The 18,159-nt window shown below is 59.3% G+C and carries 16 protein-coding genes and 1 pseudogene; 10 read left to right on the plus strand and 7 right to left on the minus strand.

The features are described 5' to 3' along the window. Positions 1 to 379: 379 nt before the first annotated feature. The 3 genes from EN859_RS21920 to EN859_RS21930 are packed head-to-tail and all read right to left on the minus strand — an operon-like array spanning position 380 to position 3,848. Positions 380 to 832, minus strand: coding sequence for a toxin-activating lysine-acyltransferase (locus tag EN859_RS21920; RefSeq protein ID WP_245525649.1), 453 nt, complete (start codon positions 830 to 832; stop codon positions 380 to 382). Next, the gene (locus tag EN859_RS21925) at positions 832 to 2,157 is read right to left on the minus strand and encodes an HlyD family type I secretion periplasmic adaptor subunit (protein ID WP_127854810.1); all 1,326 of its coding nucleotides are present in this window, start codon (positions 2,155 to 2,157) and stop codon (positions 832 to 834) included. The genes EN859_RS21920 and EN859_RS21925 overlap by 1 nt, the downstream gene beginning before the upstream one ends. Further along, a complete protein-coding gene (locus EN859_RS21930) occupies positions 2,154 to 3,848 on the minus strand; it encodes a peptidase domain-containing ABC transporter (protein WP_245525650.1) in 1,695 nt (564 codons plus the stop codon). Before EN859_RS21930 ends, EN859_RS21925 begins: the two co-directional genes overlap by 4 nt. A gap of 838 nt (positions 3,849 to 4,686) precedes the next feature. Here EN859_RS21930 and EN859_RS21935 point away from each other — a divergent pair. Then, a complete protein-coding gene (locus EN859_RS21935; protein WP_127854811.1) occupies positions 4,687 to 6,669 on the plus strand; it encodes a S9 family peptidase in 1,983 nt (660 codons plus the stop codon). A 508-nt stretch (positions 6,670 to 7,177) separates the two neighbouring features. Continuing rightward, a complete protein-coding gene (locus tag EN859_RS21940) occupies positions 7,178 to 8,203 on the plus strand; it encodes a YihY/virulence factor BrkB family protein (RefSeq protein ID WP_127854812.1) in 1,026 nt (341 codons plus the stop codon). 50 nt (positions 8,204 to 8,253) lie between these two features. On the opposite strand, the gene EN859_RS21945 is transcribed toward EN859_RS21940, so the two are convergent. Then, positions 8,254 to 8,856, minus strand: coding sequence for a DsbA family protein (locus tag EN859_RS21945; protein WP_127854813.1), 603 nt, complete (start codon positions 8,854 to 8,856; stop codon positions 8,254 to 8,256). 190 nt (positions 8,857 to 9,046) lie between these two features. Here EN859_RS21945 and EN859_RS21950 point away from each other — a divergent pair, with 190 nt between their 5' ends. After that, entirely contained in the window at positions 9,047 to 9,235 is a 189-nt protein-coding gene (locus EN859_RS21950; RefSeq protein ID WP_127854814.1) for a DUF3606 domain-containing protein, read from the plus strand. Positions 9,236 to 9,607: 372 nt separating this feature from the next. Here the strand turns inward: EN859_RS21950 and EN859_RS21960 are convergent, their stop codons facing one another. After that, positions 9,608 to 10,054 carry a hypothetical protein gene (locus EN859_RS21960; protein WP_127854815.1) on the minus strand — a complete coding sequence of 149 codons (447 nt, stop codon included), beginning with the start codon at positions 10,052 to 10,054 and terminating at the stop codon, positions 9,608 to 9,610. A 337-nt stretch (positions 10,055 to 10,391) separates the two neighbouring features. On the opposite strand from EN859_RS21960, the gene EN859_RS21965 reads away from it, so the two are divergent. The 3 genes from EN859_RS21965 (at position 10,392) to EN859_RS21975 (ending at position 12,443) form a co-directional block, all read left to right on the plus strand. After that, positions 10,392 to 11,705 (plus strand): NAD(P)H-dependent oxidoreductase, encoded by a 1,314-nt coding sequence (locus EN859_RS21965; protein WP_127854816.1) that lies wholly within the window; start codon positions 10,392 to 10,394, stop codon positions 11,703 to 11,705. Between the two features lie 103 nt (positions 11,706 to 11,808). Then, positions 11,809 to 12,051: a type II toxin-antitoxin system VapB family antitoxin gene (locus EN859_RS21970; protein ID WP_127854817.1), complete on the plus strand. Its 243-nt coding sequence runs from the start codon at positions 11,809 to 11,811 to the stop codon at positions 12,049 to 12,051. Further along, the gene (locus EN859_RS21975; protein ID WP_127854818.1) at positions 12,051 to 12,443 is read left to right on the plus strand and encodes a type II toxin-antitoxin system VapC family toxin; all 393 of its coding nucleotides are present in this window, start codon (positions 12,051 to 12,053) and stop codon (positions 12,441 to 12,443) included. The genes EN859_RS21970 and EN859_RS21975 overlap by 1 nt, the downstream gene beginning before the upstream one ends. Positions 12,444 to 12,457: 14 nt before the next feature. Here the strand turns inward: EN859_RS21975 and proC are convergent, their stop codons facing one another. Then, the gene (proC, locus tag EN859_RS21980; RefSeq protein WP_127854819.1) at positions 12,458 to 13,273 is read right to left on the minus strand and encodes a pyrroline-5-carboxylate reductase; all 816 of its coding nucleotides are present in this window, start codon (positions 13,271 to 13,273) and stop codon (positions 12,458 to 12,460) included. Between the two features lie 73 nt (positions 13,274 to 13,346). After that, positions 13,347 to 13,502, minus strand: a pseudogene (locus EN859_RS21985) (O-antigen ligase family protein); the annotation flags it as partial. Between the two features lie 186 nt (positions 13,503 to 13,688). On the opposite strand from EN859_RS21985, the gene EN859_RS40545 reads away from it, so the two are divergent. The 4 genes from EN859_RS40545 (at position 13,689) to EN859_RS22005 (ending at position 18,106) form a co-directional block, all read left to right on the plus strand. Then, positions 13,689 to 14,255, plus strand: a complete 567-nt coding sequence (locus EN859_RS40545; protein WP_348632939.1) for a hypothetical protein — start codon at positions 13,689 to 13,691, stop codon at positions 14,253 to 14,255. 168 nt (positions 14,256 to 14,423) lie between these two features. After that, the gene (gene folD / locus EN859_RS21995; protein WP_127854820.1) at positions 14,424 to 15,323 is read left to right on the plus strand and encodes a bifunctional methylenetetrahydrofolate dehydrogenase/methenyltetrahydrofolate cyclohydrolase FolD; all 900 of its coding nucleotides are present in this window, start codon (positions 14,424 to 14,426) and stop codon (positions 15,321 to 15,323) included. 17 nt (positions 15,324 to 15,340) lie between these two features. Beyond that, the gene (locus tag EN859_RS22000) at positions 15,341 to 16,339 is read left to right on the plus strand and encodes a GlxA family transcriptional regulator (protein WP_281015624.1); all 999 of its coding nucleotides are present in this window, start codon (positions 15,341 to 15,343) and stop codon (positions 16,337 to 16,339) included. A gap of 111 nt (positions 16,340 to 16,450) precedes the next feature. Further along, complete coding sequence (locus tag EN859_RS22005) at positions 16,451 to 18,106, plus strand: VWA domain-containing protein (RefSeq protein ID WP_127854822.1); 1,656 nt, start codon at positions 16,451 to 16,453, stop codon at positions 18,104 to 18,106. Positions 18,107 to 18,159 lie beyond the last annotated feature (53 nt).

An 18,159-nucleotide genomic window follows, 5' to 3' on the forward strand; every position in this document is an offset into this window, starting at 1 on the left:
GTCGACCGGTTTGGGGAAGGTAGAGGAATTAGACGCAATCTTTGTTTACGTTAAGTCAGCCCGTCACCGCTCGCTCTCTGAGCTGGGGAACCAATGGATGGGGTATCGTTTGGTTGTTCGTGCCACCGGCAGTATCCGGCCTTTGCAAGCGGCGTCACATAGAGCGTCGACGATCTAGCGCATCAGGGTTGCTTTGAAGACACAGCGCTGGTACACAGCGCAGATCGAGCGGCAGAAAAAAGCCAATAAGAACAGATATTTGTGGTGGTTTTGAGCGAGTTCAATCCTCTCTCGCAGCACCAGCCTATCCCTTTGAAAATCACTGAAACCCTTGACATATAAGGCGTTGCGCCCACTATTCTGTTACAAAATTGGTCCTCTATAAGACCCGATTGCGCCACGTCTGGATTCTTTTAATGCTTCCGTCGGGGTTTCGCCGGATCGCATGAGCCTCCCTCAAATGGGCAAAATGATTGCGCTGTAAGTCCCGTACGAGATGAATGGGATGCCCGAAGGGTGTGATTGCATCGATAAACCACAGATGCGGTCCGGAGGACCATTTTCCTGAGGGGGGTGTTCGCCCGAACAAAAGTAATTCCGAGTGAGTTTCCTTATCCACCACCGCCCAAGTGACGCAAGCTGTCGGCTGTCCACGGTCATCGCGATAAATCTTGCACTGCCCGACGCGCAAGGCCGGGATGATATTGTGGTCAACATCGGATATGGACCAATCGCGATGGAGCTCTGAGGCTAACGCGAGCGCCGTCACCATACCCAGCGCCTCGAAATATCCTATTCTTTCGTTTTCCTTGGCCCCTAATCGTTCGTCCACTACCGTTCCCCAAAACTGTCCTGGATCGCCTTTAGAATGGGTTCGAAGAAGTAGCTGATCAGCCGCCTCTCGCCGGTGATCACGTCGATTGTCGCCGTCATACCAGGCGCGAACTTGATTGATCGTTCGGCCATCTGGATATTGCGCCGTTCCAGCTTCAGGCGGACGACATAGACCCACTTGTCTGGAACCACATCGCCTCTTGCATCGGCGCCGACACTGGTGACACGGCCATGCACGATACCGAAACGCTCTGCTGGAAATGCATCGAATTTGACGAACGCCTGTTGACCGCTTTCGAGGAAGCCGACATCGCGGTTGTCAAAAAAAGCTTCGATCTCGATATCATCGTCGGAAGGCACGATCGACATCAGGGTCGAGCCGGCTTCGACAAAGCCGCCCACCGTGAATACCGAAAGCTTTTCGATCCTGCCGCTCGCCGGCGCTTTGAGAGAAAGATTGGCAAGTTGGTTCGTTGCGGCACGCAAGTCGGCGTTCAGGCCCTGAAGCACGATCTCCGCATCGTTTAATTGCTTGCGATAGGTGGAGAGAGCTGTGGATATGACGCTCGTCCGCTGCTTGATCATCGCCTCGGCTTCGGCGGCAAGCCCGTCGAGTTCGCGTTCGGCAATCAGCGCCTCGCTCTCTATCGATTTTTGTTCCCGCAGCCGCTCAAGATAGTCGAATTCGCTGATCGTTCCTTGCTTTCTCAACATCTCTGCTGAAGCAAACCTTTGCGAGACGATTTCGCGATCGGAACGCGCGTGTTCAAGACGCACTTGTTGAGCGTCCCGGCTGCGTGCGATGCGGGTCAATTGCGCGTTGGCCTGGGCTACCTGATCGCGAAGCGCCGAGAGCACGGCTTCGACAAATGCATCCGCGCCATTGATTTTTGCCGGCAAGCTGGTCTTCTCGCGCTGAAAAACCACCATGCCGGTTTCGACGAAGCCTTCACTTGTCGGATCGGTATTGGAAAGCGGGGCGATGATTGAGCGTGCCACAGCTTCCTCCTGAAGCTGCCGTTCGATGCTTACCTCGATACGCTTGATTTCACTCTCGACCGTTGTGGTATCCATTGCCACCAGCAGATCACCGGCTTTGACGGACTGGCCTTCGACAACCAAGATCTTGACGATCTTGCCATCGACCTGAGGCTGCACGACCTGAACCCGATTGGTGGGAATTACCTTGCCCTGACCGCGCGCAACGATTTCCGTCCTGGCGACATAACTGCCGAGGATGACCGTTACGAACATCCCAATAAGGAGCCAAGCAGTCAGGCGAATGGTCGGCGAGACCGGCTTGCCTACGCCATCCTCCATCATGCAGGCACACGCTCCGCCAGTCCCAGCCGACGATAGAATTCGGGTCGGTCCAAATCGATCACATTCGCGTCTTTGCCGAGCAGGCTGGGATTGTGGGTGATGACAATCAATGTCTTCTCTCGAGCCAGACGCTTCAGTGTCTCGACGACCACACCCGCCGACTGCGCGTCGAGCGCGCTGGTCGGTTCGTCTAGTATAAGGGCAGCGGGGCCAGCCAGAAGTGACCGCGCCAGGGCAACGCGCTGGCGCTGACCGCCGGAGAGAAAGGCGCCGCGCTCGCCGACATCGGTATGGATACCGTCCGGGAGCTGAGCGATGAACCGGTCGCTCGCGCTGTCGGCAAGCGCCTTGTTGATTTCTTCATTCGTGGCGTCAGGCTTCGCCAAAAGCAAATTGTCCATTATTGAGCCTGAAAACAATGCCGGCTCCTGCGGCAGATAGGCAATCGAATGCCTAACACTGCGCGGATCACAATCCGCAAGTTTGTGGCCGTTCGCCTCGACATATCCGTCATCCGGCTCGTAGAGACCGCTCATCAATTTGGCCAGGGTAGACTTGCCGCGGCCGGAATCTCCGACGATGATCGTTGAACGATTTGGGCCTATGTCGAGCGTCATGTCGCGGATGACGGCCTGGTCCGGCAGGTAACCGAACGACAGACCTTTCAGGCTAAGATGCAGTGGTCCTTCGATCAGTAATTTGGGCCTGGGTGTGTCTGTCTCGGCGGGTGTGTTCAGAAAATCCCCCAGCCGCAACCGGGCGACCCTCAGTCCCTGCCACTGCTCCCATATCGACGACAGCGACAGGATTGGTCCTGACACCTTCTCCGCCAAAAGGTGAAACGCAATCAGTTCTCCAAGTGTGATCTCGTTCTGAAAAACCAGCCGGGAACCGAAGAAGATAATCAGGATCACCGACCCGTTGCAGAGAAGGTCGCCAACGAAACTGTTCAGGATGTTGAGTTTCGCGACCCGGAAGCCCGCGAGAAGACTTGTGTTCAACGTCTCCTGAAACCGCTCGACCTGCACGCCTTCAGACGTCAGAGCCTTGACGGTAGCAGCGTTCGCAAATGCCTCGACAAGGCGCGATTGATGGTGGGAGCCAGCCAGAAACGATTCCTGCATCCGGCGCCGGACAAATGGTCCGATCAGGCCAAACACAACAATCTGAAGCGGTAACATGACCAGCACGATCAGCGTAAGGAACGGGCTGATCGACAGCAACGCGCCGATATAAATGACCGCGAAAAGTATGTCGAGTGCAATGCCGGAAACCGTGCCGGTCAAAAATCCCCTGACGGTATCGATCTCCTGGATGCGGGCAAGTGTCTCGCCGACCTGCCATTGTTGGAGATAGCGCAGTGGCAAGTTAAGGACGTGACGGAAGATCCGATGCGCGAGTTCTGCCGTCAATCGGTTGGACATGTGGTTGCCGAGAAAGGCCGCCAGAGCATCCAGCCCTGCGGAAAAAAGTGTCGTAAGCGCGAGGATCACAACAATCAGGACGAGCGTTGCCTCACGTTGAAAAGGCAGCACCCGATCAATGATCGTCTGGAACACAAAGGGCTGAACCAGACCCAGCAGGCGCAGGACGATCGCCACGACCACGATCTCGACGATCAGCGGTGTGTATTTAAAGGTCGATCGCGTAAACCATGATAACGAAGCAGGCTGCGAGGTAAGGCCGCTCAATTTAGCACCATCTAAAATTGTAACGATAGTTTTGTTGACAACCTCAGATGGGTGTTAAAGATGCCTTCGTGCGTTCGCAATCTTCTTTTCACAACGTCAACGATGCGGAGAAATGAGATGTTCGGCACACTCGAAGAAAAACTAGGGGTTCGCGTCGCATTCGGTGGTGAGAGGGGCGGTGGAAGTGGAAGCAATGGTCTTAATGAAAATTCACATCTGGGTCGCGTCGGCGCGGCAATAGGAAGTGTTGTTGGTGGCACGATAGGCAGCCGCGTTGGACCAACAGGGGGACGCGTCGGCGCAGCAGCCGGCGGATTGGGAGGTTACTACGCTGGAGCTTACGGGGGTAGTGTGGCTACTGGTATGGGCGAGTCTGTAGGCAGAGGTGGCTTCAGAGGCGATCTGAGCGGTTTACGCTAGCTCAAGTGACCGGTTCTGCCATTTGATTCTGGTGGGGGATAAAACTTCTGTTCGGTTTTCTCCAAGGAGTAACTTCGCTTGCCGTATTCATGGAACGCGGTAGGCGAAGGAGGAGAGATTAGTGGAAAAGCTTTATGCGGCGGCAGCATTGTTTTTTGCAATGTTATTAATTGATCTTTTCCTAAAATATGTCAACATAAGACTTAATTTTATTGTATATTCCGTAATAACGGCTATTATAGCGTATGTTTTGTTTAGTATATTTTAGTGTATACTTTATGCATAGTCAAAATCGCTGTTTGCCAGCTTTTCTTTTGCGGAAGGAGCGCCTGTTTTTTATGTGCCTCAGGTTGTCTCTGCCTTTCTGATTGTGAGTCAACCGAATGTTGAGCATCGGATCACACTCCTAGGACAACTTATGCGCTTGCTGAGAATTGTCGGATTCATCCTAGCTGTTGTCACGAGTGCGGCACTTGGCGCCTACTCTTATTTCCTGCGCGACGAAGCACCGACACATCCGTCCCTCACAAGAGCAATCCTGGCACCGCTTGTTCCGGTGCGCGACTTCTTCGCCAACACAGGAGCGGAATGGGAGTATAAGCCGTCCCATGATGGCCGCCTGCTTGCGTGGTATGGCGTTGACTGGACGAAAACGGTCATTCGTATAAAGCGGAGCGGAGAGAGCAGACCTTTTCTCACCCTCTCCGGTGTGGAATTTGACGATTTCCGCTGGCATCCCTACAACAACAAGTTGATCGTAGCTGCCGAAGGACGTCTTTGGCAGATAGACCCGGCAAAGCCGGCCCACGATCAGTGGACTGACATTACGCCTCGCGGTTTCCAAAACTGGCGCATAGTTTCCGCGGCTTCGGAGCCGAATGACCGCCTCGTGGTGGCCTCCAACGATCGGGACCCGGCGCTCTTGGATCTTTACACCGTGCGTCAGGATGGCGGCGGCAAACAGCTGTTGGAAAAAAACGAAGGCAAGAGCTTCGATTGGTGGCTCGACCGCTCCGGCGTTCCGGTGATCCGCGTCGATCGGCTCGAGGACGGCGGCGCGCAATTTCTCATTCGCGACAGCGCCAGTGATCCGTGGCGGACACTCACCAAAGCCGGCGCTAGCGACACCTTCGCGATTCTCTATGCTCCTGCTGCCGGCAAGCCGATCTACGCTATATCAGATCGCGGCCGCGATCGCATTGCGCTAGTGACGATCGATCCCCAGACAGGAGCGGAAACCGTTGTTGCCGAGCACCCGAAAGTTGATGCCAGGAAGGACGTCACGCTCGCCGATCAAGCCACGGAGCCTGATTTTGTTACGTTCGAAGATGGTTATACGCAATATCGGTCGTTCACACCCGCTGGCAAAATGTTCCTGAAGCTGCTTCTCGATGGTGACAATCCGGTCGACTTCAACGTCATCGCTTCATCCCCAGATGGGCGCTTCGTCACGGTCGCTCGCTCATGGCGGGAACAGTCCTTCGAATATTTTCTCTACGACCTGGAGAAAGGCGAATCAACCAAGATTGGCGAATACGACTTTCGCAGGCACAAGGATGCTTTGGCCGAAACCAGACCGGTCTCATTCAAGGCGCGCGACGGGCTGGAAATCCCGGCGTTTCTGACGCTGCCGCACGGTATCGAGCCAAAGAACCTACCGGCGATCGTCATTATCCATGGCGGGCCGGCCCAACAAGAAGTCTGGGCCTACAATCACGACTATCAGTTCCTCGCCAACCGCGGCTATGCGGTGCTCGCTGTCAATTTCCGCGGTTCAACCGGCTATGGCAAAAACTTCCGCGCGGCCGGCTACGGCCAGTTCGGCAAAGCCATGCAGGACGACATCGTCGATGCCGCAAACTGGCTTGTCGGAGAAGGCATTGCGGACAAGGCAAACATGGCGGTCATGGGCGGCAGCTACGGGGGCTATTCCGCTGCTCTGGCGATGACCCGCGACCCGGGCCTCTTCAAGGCAGCGATCGTCGAGTATGGTGTAACCGACATCGCCTACCAGATGCAGAACAACCCCTTCTCGTGGGGTCTGCATCTTGACGAGGTAAAACGCTACTTTGGTGACCCGAACAACAAAGCCGACCTTGACGAAATGCGGCAGCGCTCACCTCTTACACATGCCGCGAACGTCCAAGGTGCGATCCTGATCACCGCAGGCAAGGAAGATCGAATCGTCGGCTTCGAGCAATCGGAAGAGTTCGAACGCGCCTTGAAAGCAGCCGGGAAGGATGTGACGGGGGTCTATTTCGAGAAGGAAGGCCACGGCTACAATCGTTGGCAGACCAAGGTCAAACGCGCCCGTCTCATCGAGGATTTTCTGGCCAAACACCTCGGCGGGCGAACGGGCAGTTTCGACTACACCGAACTTGCCGCAGAGTATTTGAATTGATCTGTTCACAAGCAAACGCATGGTGCGCGAGCGGACTTCATAAGGATTGCAGACGATCCGGGTCAGTGAGACGAGGTGGCGCGCGGATATGCCGGGCGAGTCATGACTACAGCTCGAACTGGGAAGTCTTCGAGCATGCGTCGAGATCGTCGAATAATCTGTTCTAAATAGACCTTCCCATGATTTCGAGGAAGGCGCTTGGAGCCGACTATAGAACGGCACTGAAGGCACTCCCAGGCGCGGTCGCCCGAAGCCAAATTATGCCGCTCCTCTAAACGGTAAAGAACCCAGGAATTGGCAACCCTAGGGCCCCCCTATAGGTTCCCCGTCTCCGGAGGCGATGCCATGTGGTTGGCGCAAGCGCCTGGCCCTCACGGCCGACCCGTCCGCACCGGGATCTCTGATCGCATCCTCAATCAAATACGGACCTGACGCCCGCAACCGGAACATCGGAAGTCCTGGCGCATTGCTACTGACACCATTGCGGCTCACTGCCCACGGTCTCAAAATGCGACCCGTAATCACAGATGCATGGGACTTGGTGCGAGAAAGCGTAGTTGGCTTTGTCAACGACAATGCTCTTGGTCATGGCGCGGCAATGGCTTTTTATGTCACCACATCGCTGGCGCCAATCTTGCTGATTGTGGTCGCAATCGCAGGTCTCGTTTTCGGTCATGATGCTGCACAACTGGCGTTGTCTGCTCAGATCGAGGGGCTGATGGGGCCAGAAAGCGCAGGTCTCCTTCAGACCGCGCTCGAGAGCGCATCCAGCAAATCATCCGGAACCTGGGCGGCAGTCATTGGCATGGTCACTTTGTTCGTGACCGCATCTGGCGTCTTTGGCGAAATGCAGCAGTCGCTGAACACAATATGGAAGGTCGAACCTCAGAGCATGTCGTTGTCGCGTCTGGTGCGGGCACGTGCAGCAAGTCTGGGTTTGGTCGCTGCACTCGGTTTCATGTTGCTCGTATCTCTCGTAGCGAGCGCGGCGATCTCGGCGCTGGGTGACATCATCAACGCTCGCCTGCCGTTCGGCACAATCGTCCTCGGCTTGATCAACGCGGTTGTTTCGTTTGTCCTGATCTCAGGGATGTTCGCGGCTATCTACAAAGTGTTGCCCGATCGAACTCTCGAATGGCGCGATGTCGGGATTGGTGCTGTTGTGACCGCTGCCCTATTCACGCTCGGAAAATCACTTATCGGTTGGTATATCGGCACCAGCGCCATTGCGTCTTCATACGGCGCCGCTGGCGGGCTGCTCGTCATACTCCTCTGGGTTTACTACTCATCGGAAATTTTTCTTCTCGGTGCGGAGTTCACTCGCGCCTATTCCATTCGACAGGGGAGCAGGTCCGATCTGGATGCGCTGGTTCACAACGCTTTGCCTGCAAAGCACGTCGTCTCGTCTCGCGTAGAGCAAAAGGCCAACTCTGCTGGCATTGTCGCACTGTTAGCGGTGGCGTGCGCTAGTGCAACGATGACCACTCTTATGCTGGGTCCTCGCCGCCGGCCAGCACTACGAGGGCGTCGGTAGTCGCCCAGACGCGACAATTCTCGATCGAAGATAGCTGTCGCAGGATGACGTCAGTCCGGCGGGCCACTTTCCATCTGTCGTAGCCAGCGAATCGCATCGTCGAGGCGGTCGTCCCCCCAGAACAACTCTCCGTCGACAACGAAACTGGGGGAGCCGAAGATGCCGAGGGCTTTGGCCTGTTCAGTGGCCTGGTCAAGATCGGCTTTCCCTTTGTCGGAATCAGCGAGCCGTAGCACGCGCTCCGTATCCTGCCCGGCAGCACCAATGCTGACGGAAAGGTTGGGCTCGCTGCCGGCAGGCTCCCCGGCTTCGAACCATCGCCGGTAGCTCTCCCGCGCATAGGCCGGGCACCAGCCCTCGGCGGCCGCGATGATAGCGACGCGATTAGCGCGTTCCAGTTCGGCAAGCGGGTATGGCGCGGGCAGTTTCGGCAGTAGGCCATAGAGCACAGCACGCCGTTCAACATCCCGCCACATATAGGCAGCCTTCACAGGTTTCGTGCGGAAAGGAATATTGTCCATCTCGATCATGATGGTGCGGACATTGAAGGGTCGCCAATGGAAGCGCACTCCGGTTGCCACCTCCACATGCGCCAAGCGCATCACCGACAAGTAGCTGTAAGTGCTGCCAATGCAAAACCAGAACTCGATCATAGGATGCGTCTCCCGATCAAATAATATTCCAATTCTGACGCCTTGGGGCTGCTTGGCGACCAAGGTAGGCAGCATCGGAGGAATAAACTCTAGCCGGCCAGTGCCGGCACCCACGCATGGAACCGAGTCTAGATCACCGGCTTATATTAGCCAGAGTGCACATAATAGGATCTGTCAAGGAGGAACCGAAATGGCAGATGACAAAAGCAAACGCGACTTTCGCGACCGCAAGCGGATCTCGGCCGATGACGATTATGAGGTGAACTATTTCGCCCTCAAGAACAACATAACGCCGCAACAGGTGCGCGAGCTGATCAGCAAGCACGGTAACGATCGGGCAACCCTGACAAGGGCCGCGCAGGCCTTGCCGGCACGATGACCAAGCTTTCCGGATTGGGGCCGCGGATCGTCGGCACACGGCACGGCGAGCCCATCAAGCATGAGAGCGACCATTTTTAGTCATGCCCGGTCTGTGGCCAGCCGGTCGACAGGCGCGACCTTCGGCAAGTCATCTGGCACGAACAGCCGGGCCATGACCCGCCGTTTTGCGTATCGAGGTAGATGGCATAACCAGACCTCTACAAATGCATTTGTGCAAAACGGCTGGCCGTGCGACTGGCCGCGGCGGCCAGAAGTATCTCGAGAATTGTCCATTGGGCGGCAAGCTGACCGGGACAGCGATGGAATACCGTGTGCCATTGTGCTCTCGCGAAGCTGGCGACGGGCCTTCGTGATCCCACCTACAGGCTTGCTAGGTGCCCTTAGCGGCATCCTCGATCAGTTCGGCTAGCAAGTTGCGGAACCGCTCGTCAGATCTATCCCCTATATTTCCTACCTCCTTCGCCACTATCCCGGGCGCCGACACCAGCACCTCCCCACTCACCTGAACGCTGACCGTGAACGTCCTTCTGACCTTCTTCTCCAATTCTCGCTTCCAGTAGATCTGAAACCGAATAGACGGCGTTGACGTTTTGGCCTGGCGGCGTGGCGCGGTGTCTATGTCGACGGTCAAGTCATCTGCCACGTCAGCCTTGGCCGCTTCCAACGACGCAATTACGACATCGTTTAGCCAGGCCCTGGCTTGCGCGCTGAAGTCGGCCAAAGGGGCATCTCGCTGCGCCTTTTCAGCGCGTGCATGCTCTCCCTGCTGACGGCGAGCTGCTTTTCCGCGCTCAAGTGCTTCTTTGAACTTAGGCATCCTGGTTGCCTCCTTGTCGCCGCATGAGGCCGGCCGTCAAATCGACCTCCTCCGATAAAACGCGCGGAATCGGAATTGCGTTGCGTAAGCGGAGCCCCTGCCTTGCCGTGCTTTGTGCTGACCCGCTTAAAAACACGCTATCGGCCGGCGCAAAAAAGGCCCGCATCACCAAAAGATGACGCGGGCCGAGCTAACCGCGGCTGATTCAGAACTTATAGGCGATCGCAGCACCATCGCCTCCAGCCGCGAGAAATTGCCCCCCGCCACCGGTTTTGTTGGCAAACAGTTACCGTTCCCTGCTATTCCCCCTTCAAATCAAAAAGCAGTGGACTTGTGCATGACCAATGTCGCCCTGACCGGGCTTGCCCGCGATCTCGCCAAGCGCGCCGCCAAAGGCAGCCCGGTGCGCATCGGCGTCATCGGCTCCGGCGAGATGGGCACCGATCTGGTGACGCAAGGCATGCTGATGCCGGGCATTTCGGTCTGCGCCGTCTCGACGCGGCGGCCGCACACCGCGCGTGACGCCATCCGCATCGCCTATGGCGACGAGGCGATGGCGGTCGAAGCGGAGACCGCTTCGACCGTCACCGCGGCGATCGAGAGCGGCAAGATCGCCATCACCTCGAACGAGATGCTGGTGACCAATCCGCTGATCGACGTGGTGATCGATGCCACCGGCAAGCCCGGTGTCGCCGCCGATTTCGACCTGATGGCGATGGAGCACGGCAAGCATCTGGTGATGATGAATGTCGAGGCCGACGTCACCATCGGCTGCTATCTGAAGCAGCAGGCCGACCGGCTCGGCGTCGTCTATTCGGTCGGCGCCGGCGACGAGCCGTCGAGCTGCATGGAGCTGATCGAGTTCGCCTCCGCGCTCGACTACACCATCGTCTCGGCCGGCAAGGGCAAGAACAACCCGCTCAATCATGACGCCGTGCCCGACGACTTTCGCGAGGAAGCGCTTCGCCGCAACATGAACCCGCGCATGCTGGTCGAGTTCATCGACGGTTCGAAGACCATGGTCGAGATGTGCGCCATCGCCAACGCCACCGGGCTAGTGCCGGACGTTCCCGGCATGCACGGCCCGAAAGCTGATCGCGACGAACTGGCCAGGGTGCTGATCCCGCGCGAGCACGGCGGCATCCTATCGAAGAAGGGCGTCGTCGACTATACGATCGGCAAGGGCGTGGCGCCCGGCGTCTTCGTCATCGTCGAGGCGACGCATCCACGCGTCATCGAGCGCATGGACGATCTGCATATCGGCCACGGCCCCTATTACAGCTTCTTCCGGCCCTATCACCTGACTTCGCTGGAAGTGCCGCTGACCGCTGCGCGCATCGCGCTTTACGGCAAGGCGGACATGGTGCCGCTGCCGACGCCGGTCGCCGAGGTTTGTGCTGTTGCCAAGCGCGACCTGGCCACCGGAGAGACCTTCGATGCGATCGGCGAGACCTGCTACCGCTCCTGGACCATGACGGTCGCCGAGGCCCGCGCCCATCATGCCGTGCCGGTCGGTCTGCTCGAAGGCGGCAAGGTGCTGAAACCGGTCAGGAAGGGCGAGCTGCTGACCGCCGACAATGCCGCGCCCGACCCGACGACCAGGCTGTTCGCCTTGCGCCGGCTGCAGGACGAGATGCTATACAGGACTTGAAGCCGTAGGGGCATCCCCCCGAAACCTCGACCCGAGTCCTCTGGCGCTGTCATGACAAATTCTGTATAATGTAGTGACAAAGAATGGCCGGAGGTCGATCGCAATGAATCTCCAGATCAGGGATCCGCGCGCGCGAGAACTGGCAGGACGGCTTGCTGCCAAACGCAAGATCTCCATGACCGAGGCTGTCGTCGAAGCGCTGGAATCCGAATTGAACCGGGAAAGCGGGCGCATTCCCTTGGCGGAGCGCCTCGCAGCCATTGCTAACGACTTCAAAACCAAAGCAGGCCAGGGCGGTCGGCCTGTGAGCAAGGATGAGATCGATGAGATGTGGGGGCATCCCTGATGTTCGTCGACACCTCAGTGGTAGTCGCGATTCTTTCGGGAGAAGAGGATGCCGGCGAGTGGAGCAACCGCATCGAACAGGCACCAAGAAGGATAACCTCCGCACTTGTGGTGCTTGAAGCGGCGATGCGGCTTTCCACCATGCTTGCCGTCGAGCCGCTTGTCGCGGAGGCGGCGATAGAGGCACTTCTTCGGGAGGCTGAAATCAAAATTGTGCCGATCGACGCTGGCGATGCCAAGCTCGCCATCCAGGCTTTTTCAGACAATGGAAAAGGACGCGGGCATCCCGCCCAGCTCAACCTCGCCGACTGCCTCTCTTATGCTTGCGCCAAGTGCCGGGACGCAGTGCTGCTCTACAAGGGCAATGACTTTTCGCATACCGATCTCGCGTGACCCGCAAACCACCGTCACTTCCCCAGCTCGATCGACCTGAGCCGCGCCGCTTCCACGGCTTCGGTCAGCAGACGCGTCAGTCGGTCCTCGCCCATCAGCACGGCGAGGGCGGCGGCCGTCGTGCCGTTGGGGCTGGTCACCTGTTGTCTGAGCACACCAGGCTCTTCGCCGCTTTCGGCGGCCAGCGAGGCGGCGCCGTAGACGGTCTGCATGGCCAGCAGCCTGGCGGTCCTGGCCGGCAGGCCGGCCTTCTCGGCGGCCACGGTCAGCGCTTCGATGAAGTGGAAGATATAGGCTGGCCCCGATCCGGACACTGCCGTCACCGCATCCATCAGGCTCTCGTCATCGATATCAGCCACCTGCCCGCTCGCCGAAAGCAGGTCGGCGACGAAACGCTTGGTGTCGTCGGAAACCAGCCTGTTGGAAAATACCACCATCATGCCCTTGCCGATGGCCGCCGGCGTGTTGGGCATGCAGCGCACGATCGGCGCGCGTTTCCCCAGTATGCCTTCGAAGGTTGCGACCGGCGTTCCTGCGGCGATGCTGACGAAGGTGGTGCGGCCGTCACCGAAACGCTTGTAAGCAGCGATTACGTCGCGGATCACCTGCGGCTTGACGGCGATGACGACGAGGGCCGGCACGGCGTCCGCCGGAATGCCGTCGGCATCCGCGGCGGTGCCGCAGCCCAGCGCTTCGGCGCGCTTGCGCAAATCGGCGTTGGGCTCGACCACAAAAACCGCCGCCGATGGCAGCTTGCCGGATTTCAGCCAGCCCGAGAGCATGGCGTAACCCATATTGCCGCAGCCGGCGAGAACAAGCCTGATCGTCATTGGAAGCCTCCGCAATTTAGCGTCTCCATAGACGCTCGCGACGCGGCGGGGAAGCCCTTCTGGAATGGACGGATTAGGAAGCAGCGCGCACCGCGATCGGCCGCAGCGACACTTGCCTCAGGCCAAGCACGCCGAGCACGAAGAACAGCCAGATCGGATCGCCCCGATGGAAGAAGAAGCTTTCGGGGAAAGCGTTCAGATCGCTGCGTCGCCCGAGAAACAGAACGATCCAATCGACCTCATCTCGCTGTAACGTGCCGTTCTGGGCGGCTCGATTGCGCTCAAGAGACATGTAACCGAAGAGAAACCTCGCTCTCCTGGTATAGAAATTAACCGTTTGTTTGCCATGCCTGTTTAGCGTGGCTTAACGATTGGCAGACCGCCCCAAGCCGCCACTGAGTAAAGCTCCAAGACGATGGCCGACAGGGAAAACCGTGAAGACTGGAGGCGCGAGTGTTCGCTGCTGGCGCTCGCTCAGGGTCTGCGCGGCGAGGAGGATGAAGACACCTCGCCGGTTTCGATCGGCGACCGGTCAAACCCGTCATGGCGCGAGGATGCCGCCACGCGCCATCGCCTTGCCCGCTTGCAACGCGAAGGGCGGTCAAATCCGCTGCTCGCGGTCGCCGCTCCGCTGGTCGAGGTCGCAGGCGCCGAACGTTTTGGCCTTGTCCCCACGCTGCTGTCGGTGGTGCGCAGGATTATCGCCCGCAAGGAAGGGCCAACTGAGACGCACCCGGTCGAACCCGCATCACCGGTTATCGTCGCAAGCCCCAAGCCAATGCATGAAGCTGTCGGCTACCCGCAGCGGCAGCCCTATACCGGGCAGCTTCCTTATCCCAAGGACCCATTGGCAGGCGTCCCTCAGGTCCCGAGCGCCGCCGACCAGCATACCCAGATCGACGAAATCCGCGCCAGCCTGCGCGAATTCCACGAGGCGATACGTGAACTGGCCGAGAGCCGCTCGCAACGCCGCTATTTCTAAAGCTGTCAGCGCCGAATAAAAGCTGCCGGTTTCGAGTTTACGGCATGGGACGGCGCTTTGACGGGATTGCCCGGTCGAATTTTCGTGAAAATGCCGCGCTGAATATTGCCCAGAAAGCGCAGCGGTTTTGGCGCAACGATAGACATGAAACGGTGTTGAGGGTGGTTGATGGCCGAAGTGATTGACGGAAAGAGCGTTGCCGAAGACGTGGTGCGGACGGTCAAGGCCTTGACCGCGGAATTGGCGGGCAAGGGCGCGCAAAAGCCCGGTCTGGCGGTGGTGATCGTCGGCGAGGATCCGGCCAGCCAGGTCTATGTCGCCTCCAAATCCCGCACCGCCAAGGAATGCGGCTTTCATTCGGTCCAGCACACGCTGCCGGCCGAGACCTCAGAACAGGAATTGCTGAAGATCATCAATGGGCTCAACGCCGACCCGGCCATCAACGGCATCCTGGTGCAGCTTCCGCTCCCGGCCCATGTCGACGCCGGCAAGGTCATCCAGACGATAGCCCCGGAAAAGGATGTCGACGGCTTCCACTTCATCAATGTCGGCAAGCTCAGCACCGGCGAACTCGAGACCGCCTTTGTCCCGTGTACCCCCGCCGGCTCGATGCTGCTGATCGAGCGTGTGCGCGGCAAGGATCTGTCCGGCCTCAATGCGGTCGTCGTCGGCCGTTCCAACATCGTCGGCAAGCCGATGGCCAATCTGCTGCTTGCCGCCAACTGCACCGTCACCATCGCCCACAGCCGGACGAAGGATCTGCCGGCGCTCGCCCGCACTGCCGATATCCTGGTCGCCGCCGTCGGCCGGCCTGAGATGGTCAAGGGCGATTGGGTCAAGCCCGGCGCCACGGTCATCGATGTCGGTATCAACCGCATTGCCGCGCCTGAAAAGGGCGAAGGCAAGACCCGCCTCGTCGGCGACGTTGCCTATGCCGAGGCGGCAAAGGCGGCCGGCGCCATCACCCCGGTTCCCGGCGGTGTCGGGCCGATGACCATTGCCATGCTGATGGCCAACACAGTAGCCTCCGCCTATCTCGCGGCCGGATTGAAACGGCCTTCCTTCTGACCAGAAAGCCGCCAGCTTTGTCGAACCTTACTGTTCCCACAGAACGGCCGCTCGTGAGTGATCCCGTTCAAGGCGGCCGGCAGTTCGCGTTCCTGCTGGTCGACAAGTTTTCGATGTTCTCGCTGGCCGCGGCGATCGATACCTTCCGCTCGGCGAACCGGCTGCTCGGCCGTGATTTCTACGGTTGGACGACGGTGTCGGCCGACGGCGATGCTGTCATGGCTTCCAACGGCCTGCCGCTCAAGATCGACTACGCTGTTGCCGATCTGCCACCGGTCGATATCCTTTTCGTCTCCGTCGGGCTGACCACCGAATTCCCCGGCAAGAGCAAGGTGCTGGCGGCGCTGCGCAGCTGGGGCCGGCGCGGCAACGCGCTCGGCGCGCTGTCGGTCGGCTCCTATCTGCTCGCCGAAGCCGGCCAACTCGAAGGCTACCGCTGCACCATCCATTGGGAAAACCGCGCCGGCTTCGTCGAGCGCTTCCCCGACATCAACTGCACCGGCAACGTCTTTGAGATCGACCGCAAGCGCTATACCTGCGCCGGCGGCACCACCTCGATCGACTTGATGCTGGAGATCGTGCGCGGCGATTTCGGCTCGAACCTCGCCAATGGCGTCGCCAACCAGTTCCAGCACGAACGCATCCGCTCCGCCGGAGATCGCCAGCGCGTCGGACCGGAACGCGACCTCACCGGCAAGTCGGAGAAGCTGCGGCGCATCGTCGAGCTGATGGCCGACCATCTCGACGAGCCGCTGTCGGCGGTGCAGCTCGCCAAGTCGGCCGGTCTGTCGGTGCGCCAGGTCGAACGCCTGTTCCTGCGCCATCTCAGCGTGACCCCCGGCCGCTACTACATGCGGCTCAGGCTCGAGCGGGCGCGCGAATTGCTGCGCCAGACCAACATGCCGATTCTCGACGTGGCCATCGCCACCGGCTTCACCTCGCACTCCTACTTCGCCCAGAGCTACCGGCTGCAGTTCGGCCGGCCGCCTTCCGAAGAGCGGCGCACGACCTACTGAGCCGTCAGGCTCCAGCCGTTGGCGTTGATCCTCCTGCGGCTGGACTTGTGTCCCGACGCCGCGTCAAATAGCTTCCGGCACGTAAAAAAGGGCGGACCTAAGGAGATTTTCATGGCGGGACTTGCACGGAGCGTCGCTGCGGCGATGCTCCTTTTGTTGACGACGACGCTCGGCTTTGCCGCCGATCGGGTGATCGTCATTCTCGATGCCTCCGGCTCGATGTGGGCGCAGATCGATGGCAAGCCCAAGCTCGAAATCGCCCGTGAATCGCTGAGAACCGTGTTGCAGTCGGTTCCCGCCGACGAGGAAATCGGCTTCATGGCCTATGGTCATCGCGAGAAGGGCAGCTGTGACGACATCGAGCTGATCGTGCCGCCGCAGCCGGGCGCGACCAGCGCGATTTCGGCCGCCGCCGACAGTCTGAAATTCCTCGGCAAGACGCCGCTGACCGCCGCCGTCAAGCAGGCGGCGGAGGCTCTAAAATACACCGAGGACAAGGCAACCGTCGTTCTTATTACCGACGGCCTGGAAACCTGTAGCGGCGACCCCTGCGCGCTTGGCAAGGAGTTGGAGGCATCGGGCGTCGACTTCACCGCCGATGTCGTCGGCTTTGGCCTGACCGCCGATGAAGGCAAGCAGATCTCCTGTCTTGCCGACAACACCGGCGGCAAGTACATCCAGGCCTCCGACGAGAAAGCGTTGCAGGATGCATTGGTCGAAACCGTCGCTGCGCCGGCGCCTGAACCAGCGCCGGCCCCCGAACCGGCGCCCGCTCCGGAACCCGCCAAGCCTGAATTCAATTTCATCCCGACCGTGGTGATGGCCGAAGGTGGCGAGCCGATCACCGACGGCAATGCCTGGGAGATCTACAACGCGAATTCCGACGGCACGCGCGGCGATTCCGTCACCACCGAATATGGCGCCTATAGCGGCAATCTCGCCCCGGGCGACTACATCGTTGTCGCGCGCGACGACGAGGCCAAGGTGGAGCAGCCTGTCAAGATCGAGGCTGGCCAGGTCTACAAGCCGCTGTTCACCTTGAACGCCGGCACCTTGCTCATCCATCCGCGGCCGAGCCAAGGCGCCGAGATCAGTGACCAGGCCAGTCTCCATTTCACCTATCCCGGCGACAGCACCACCCACTATGGCGACACCAAGGTCATCGTGCCGGCAGGCGAACAAAAGGTCACGGTCAAGATCGGTGCTGGCACGGCGACGGAGACCGTTCAGCTTGCCGCCGGGCAGACGATCGAGAAGGATGTGATCGTTGGTGTCGGACATATCGTGGTCAACGCCTACTACACCGCTGGCGGCGACAAGGCTGACAGCTCCGGCATCGGCTTCGAGATCGTCAAGGCGAAGAAGAAGATCGACGGCACGCGCGACAGTATGGAGCATTCCTACGGACCGGACAGCAAGTTCTGGCTGCCGCCGGACGACTATGTGGCGGTCACTACGCTCGATCTCGCGGCCGTCGAGCAGCCGTTCAGCGTCAAGGTGGGCGACAACCAGGATGTCAAAGTCATGCTTGATGCCGGCGTTGTGGCAATGTCGGCCCCCGGTGCCTACTCGATCGAGATCCTGTCTCCGAAAAAGGACATTGAAGGCAAGCGCAAATCGCTTGGCCTGAACTACGGCGACAGCTGGCAGCAGACCCTTCCCGCCGGCGACTATGTGATCGTCCGCCACATGTCCGACCAGGGCCAGGAGAAGGAAATGCCGGTGACGGTCAAGGCCGGCGAACGGGCCGAAATCACGGTTCAGTAGGAATTGTCATTTTCCACGGCACCGAAAAAGGGCGGCCGCGCGCCGCCCTTTTT

Origin of the sequence: Mesorhizobium sp. M00.F.Ca.ET.216.01.1.1, assembly GCF_004010325.2 — a bacterium.
Lineage (GTDB): Bacteria > Pseudomonadota > Alphaproteobacteria > Rhizobiales > Rhizobiaceae > Mesorhizobium.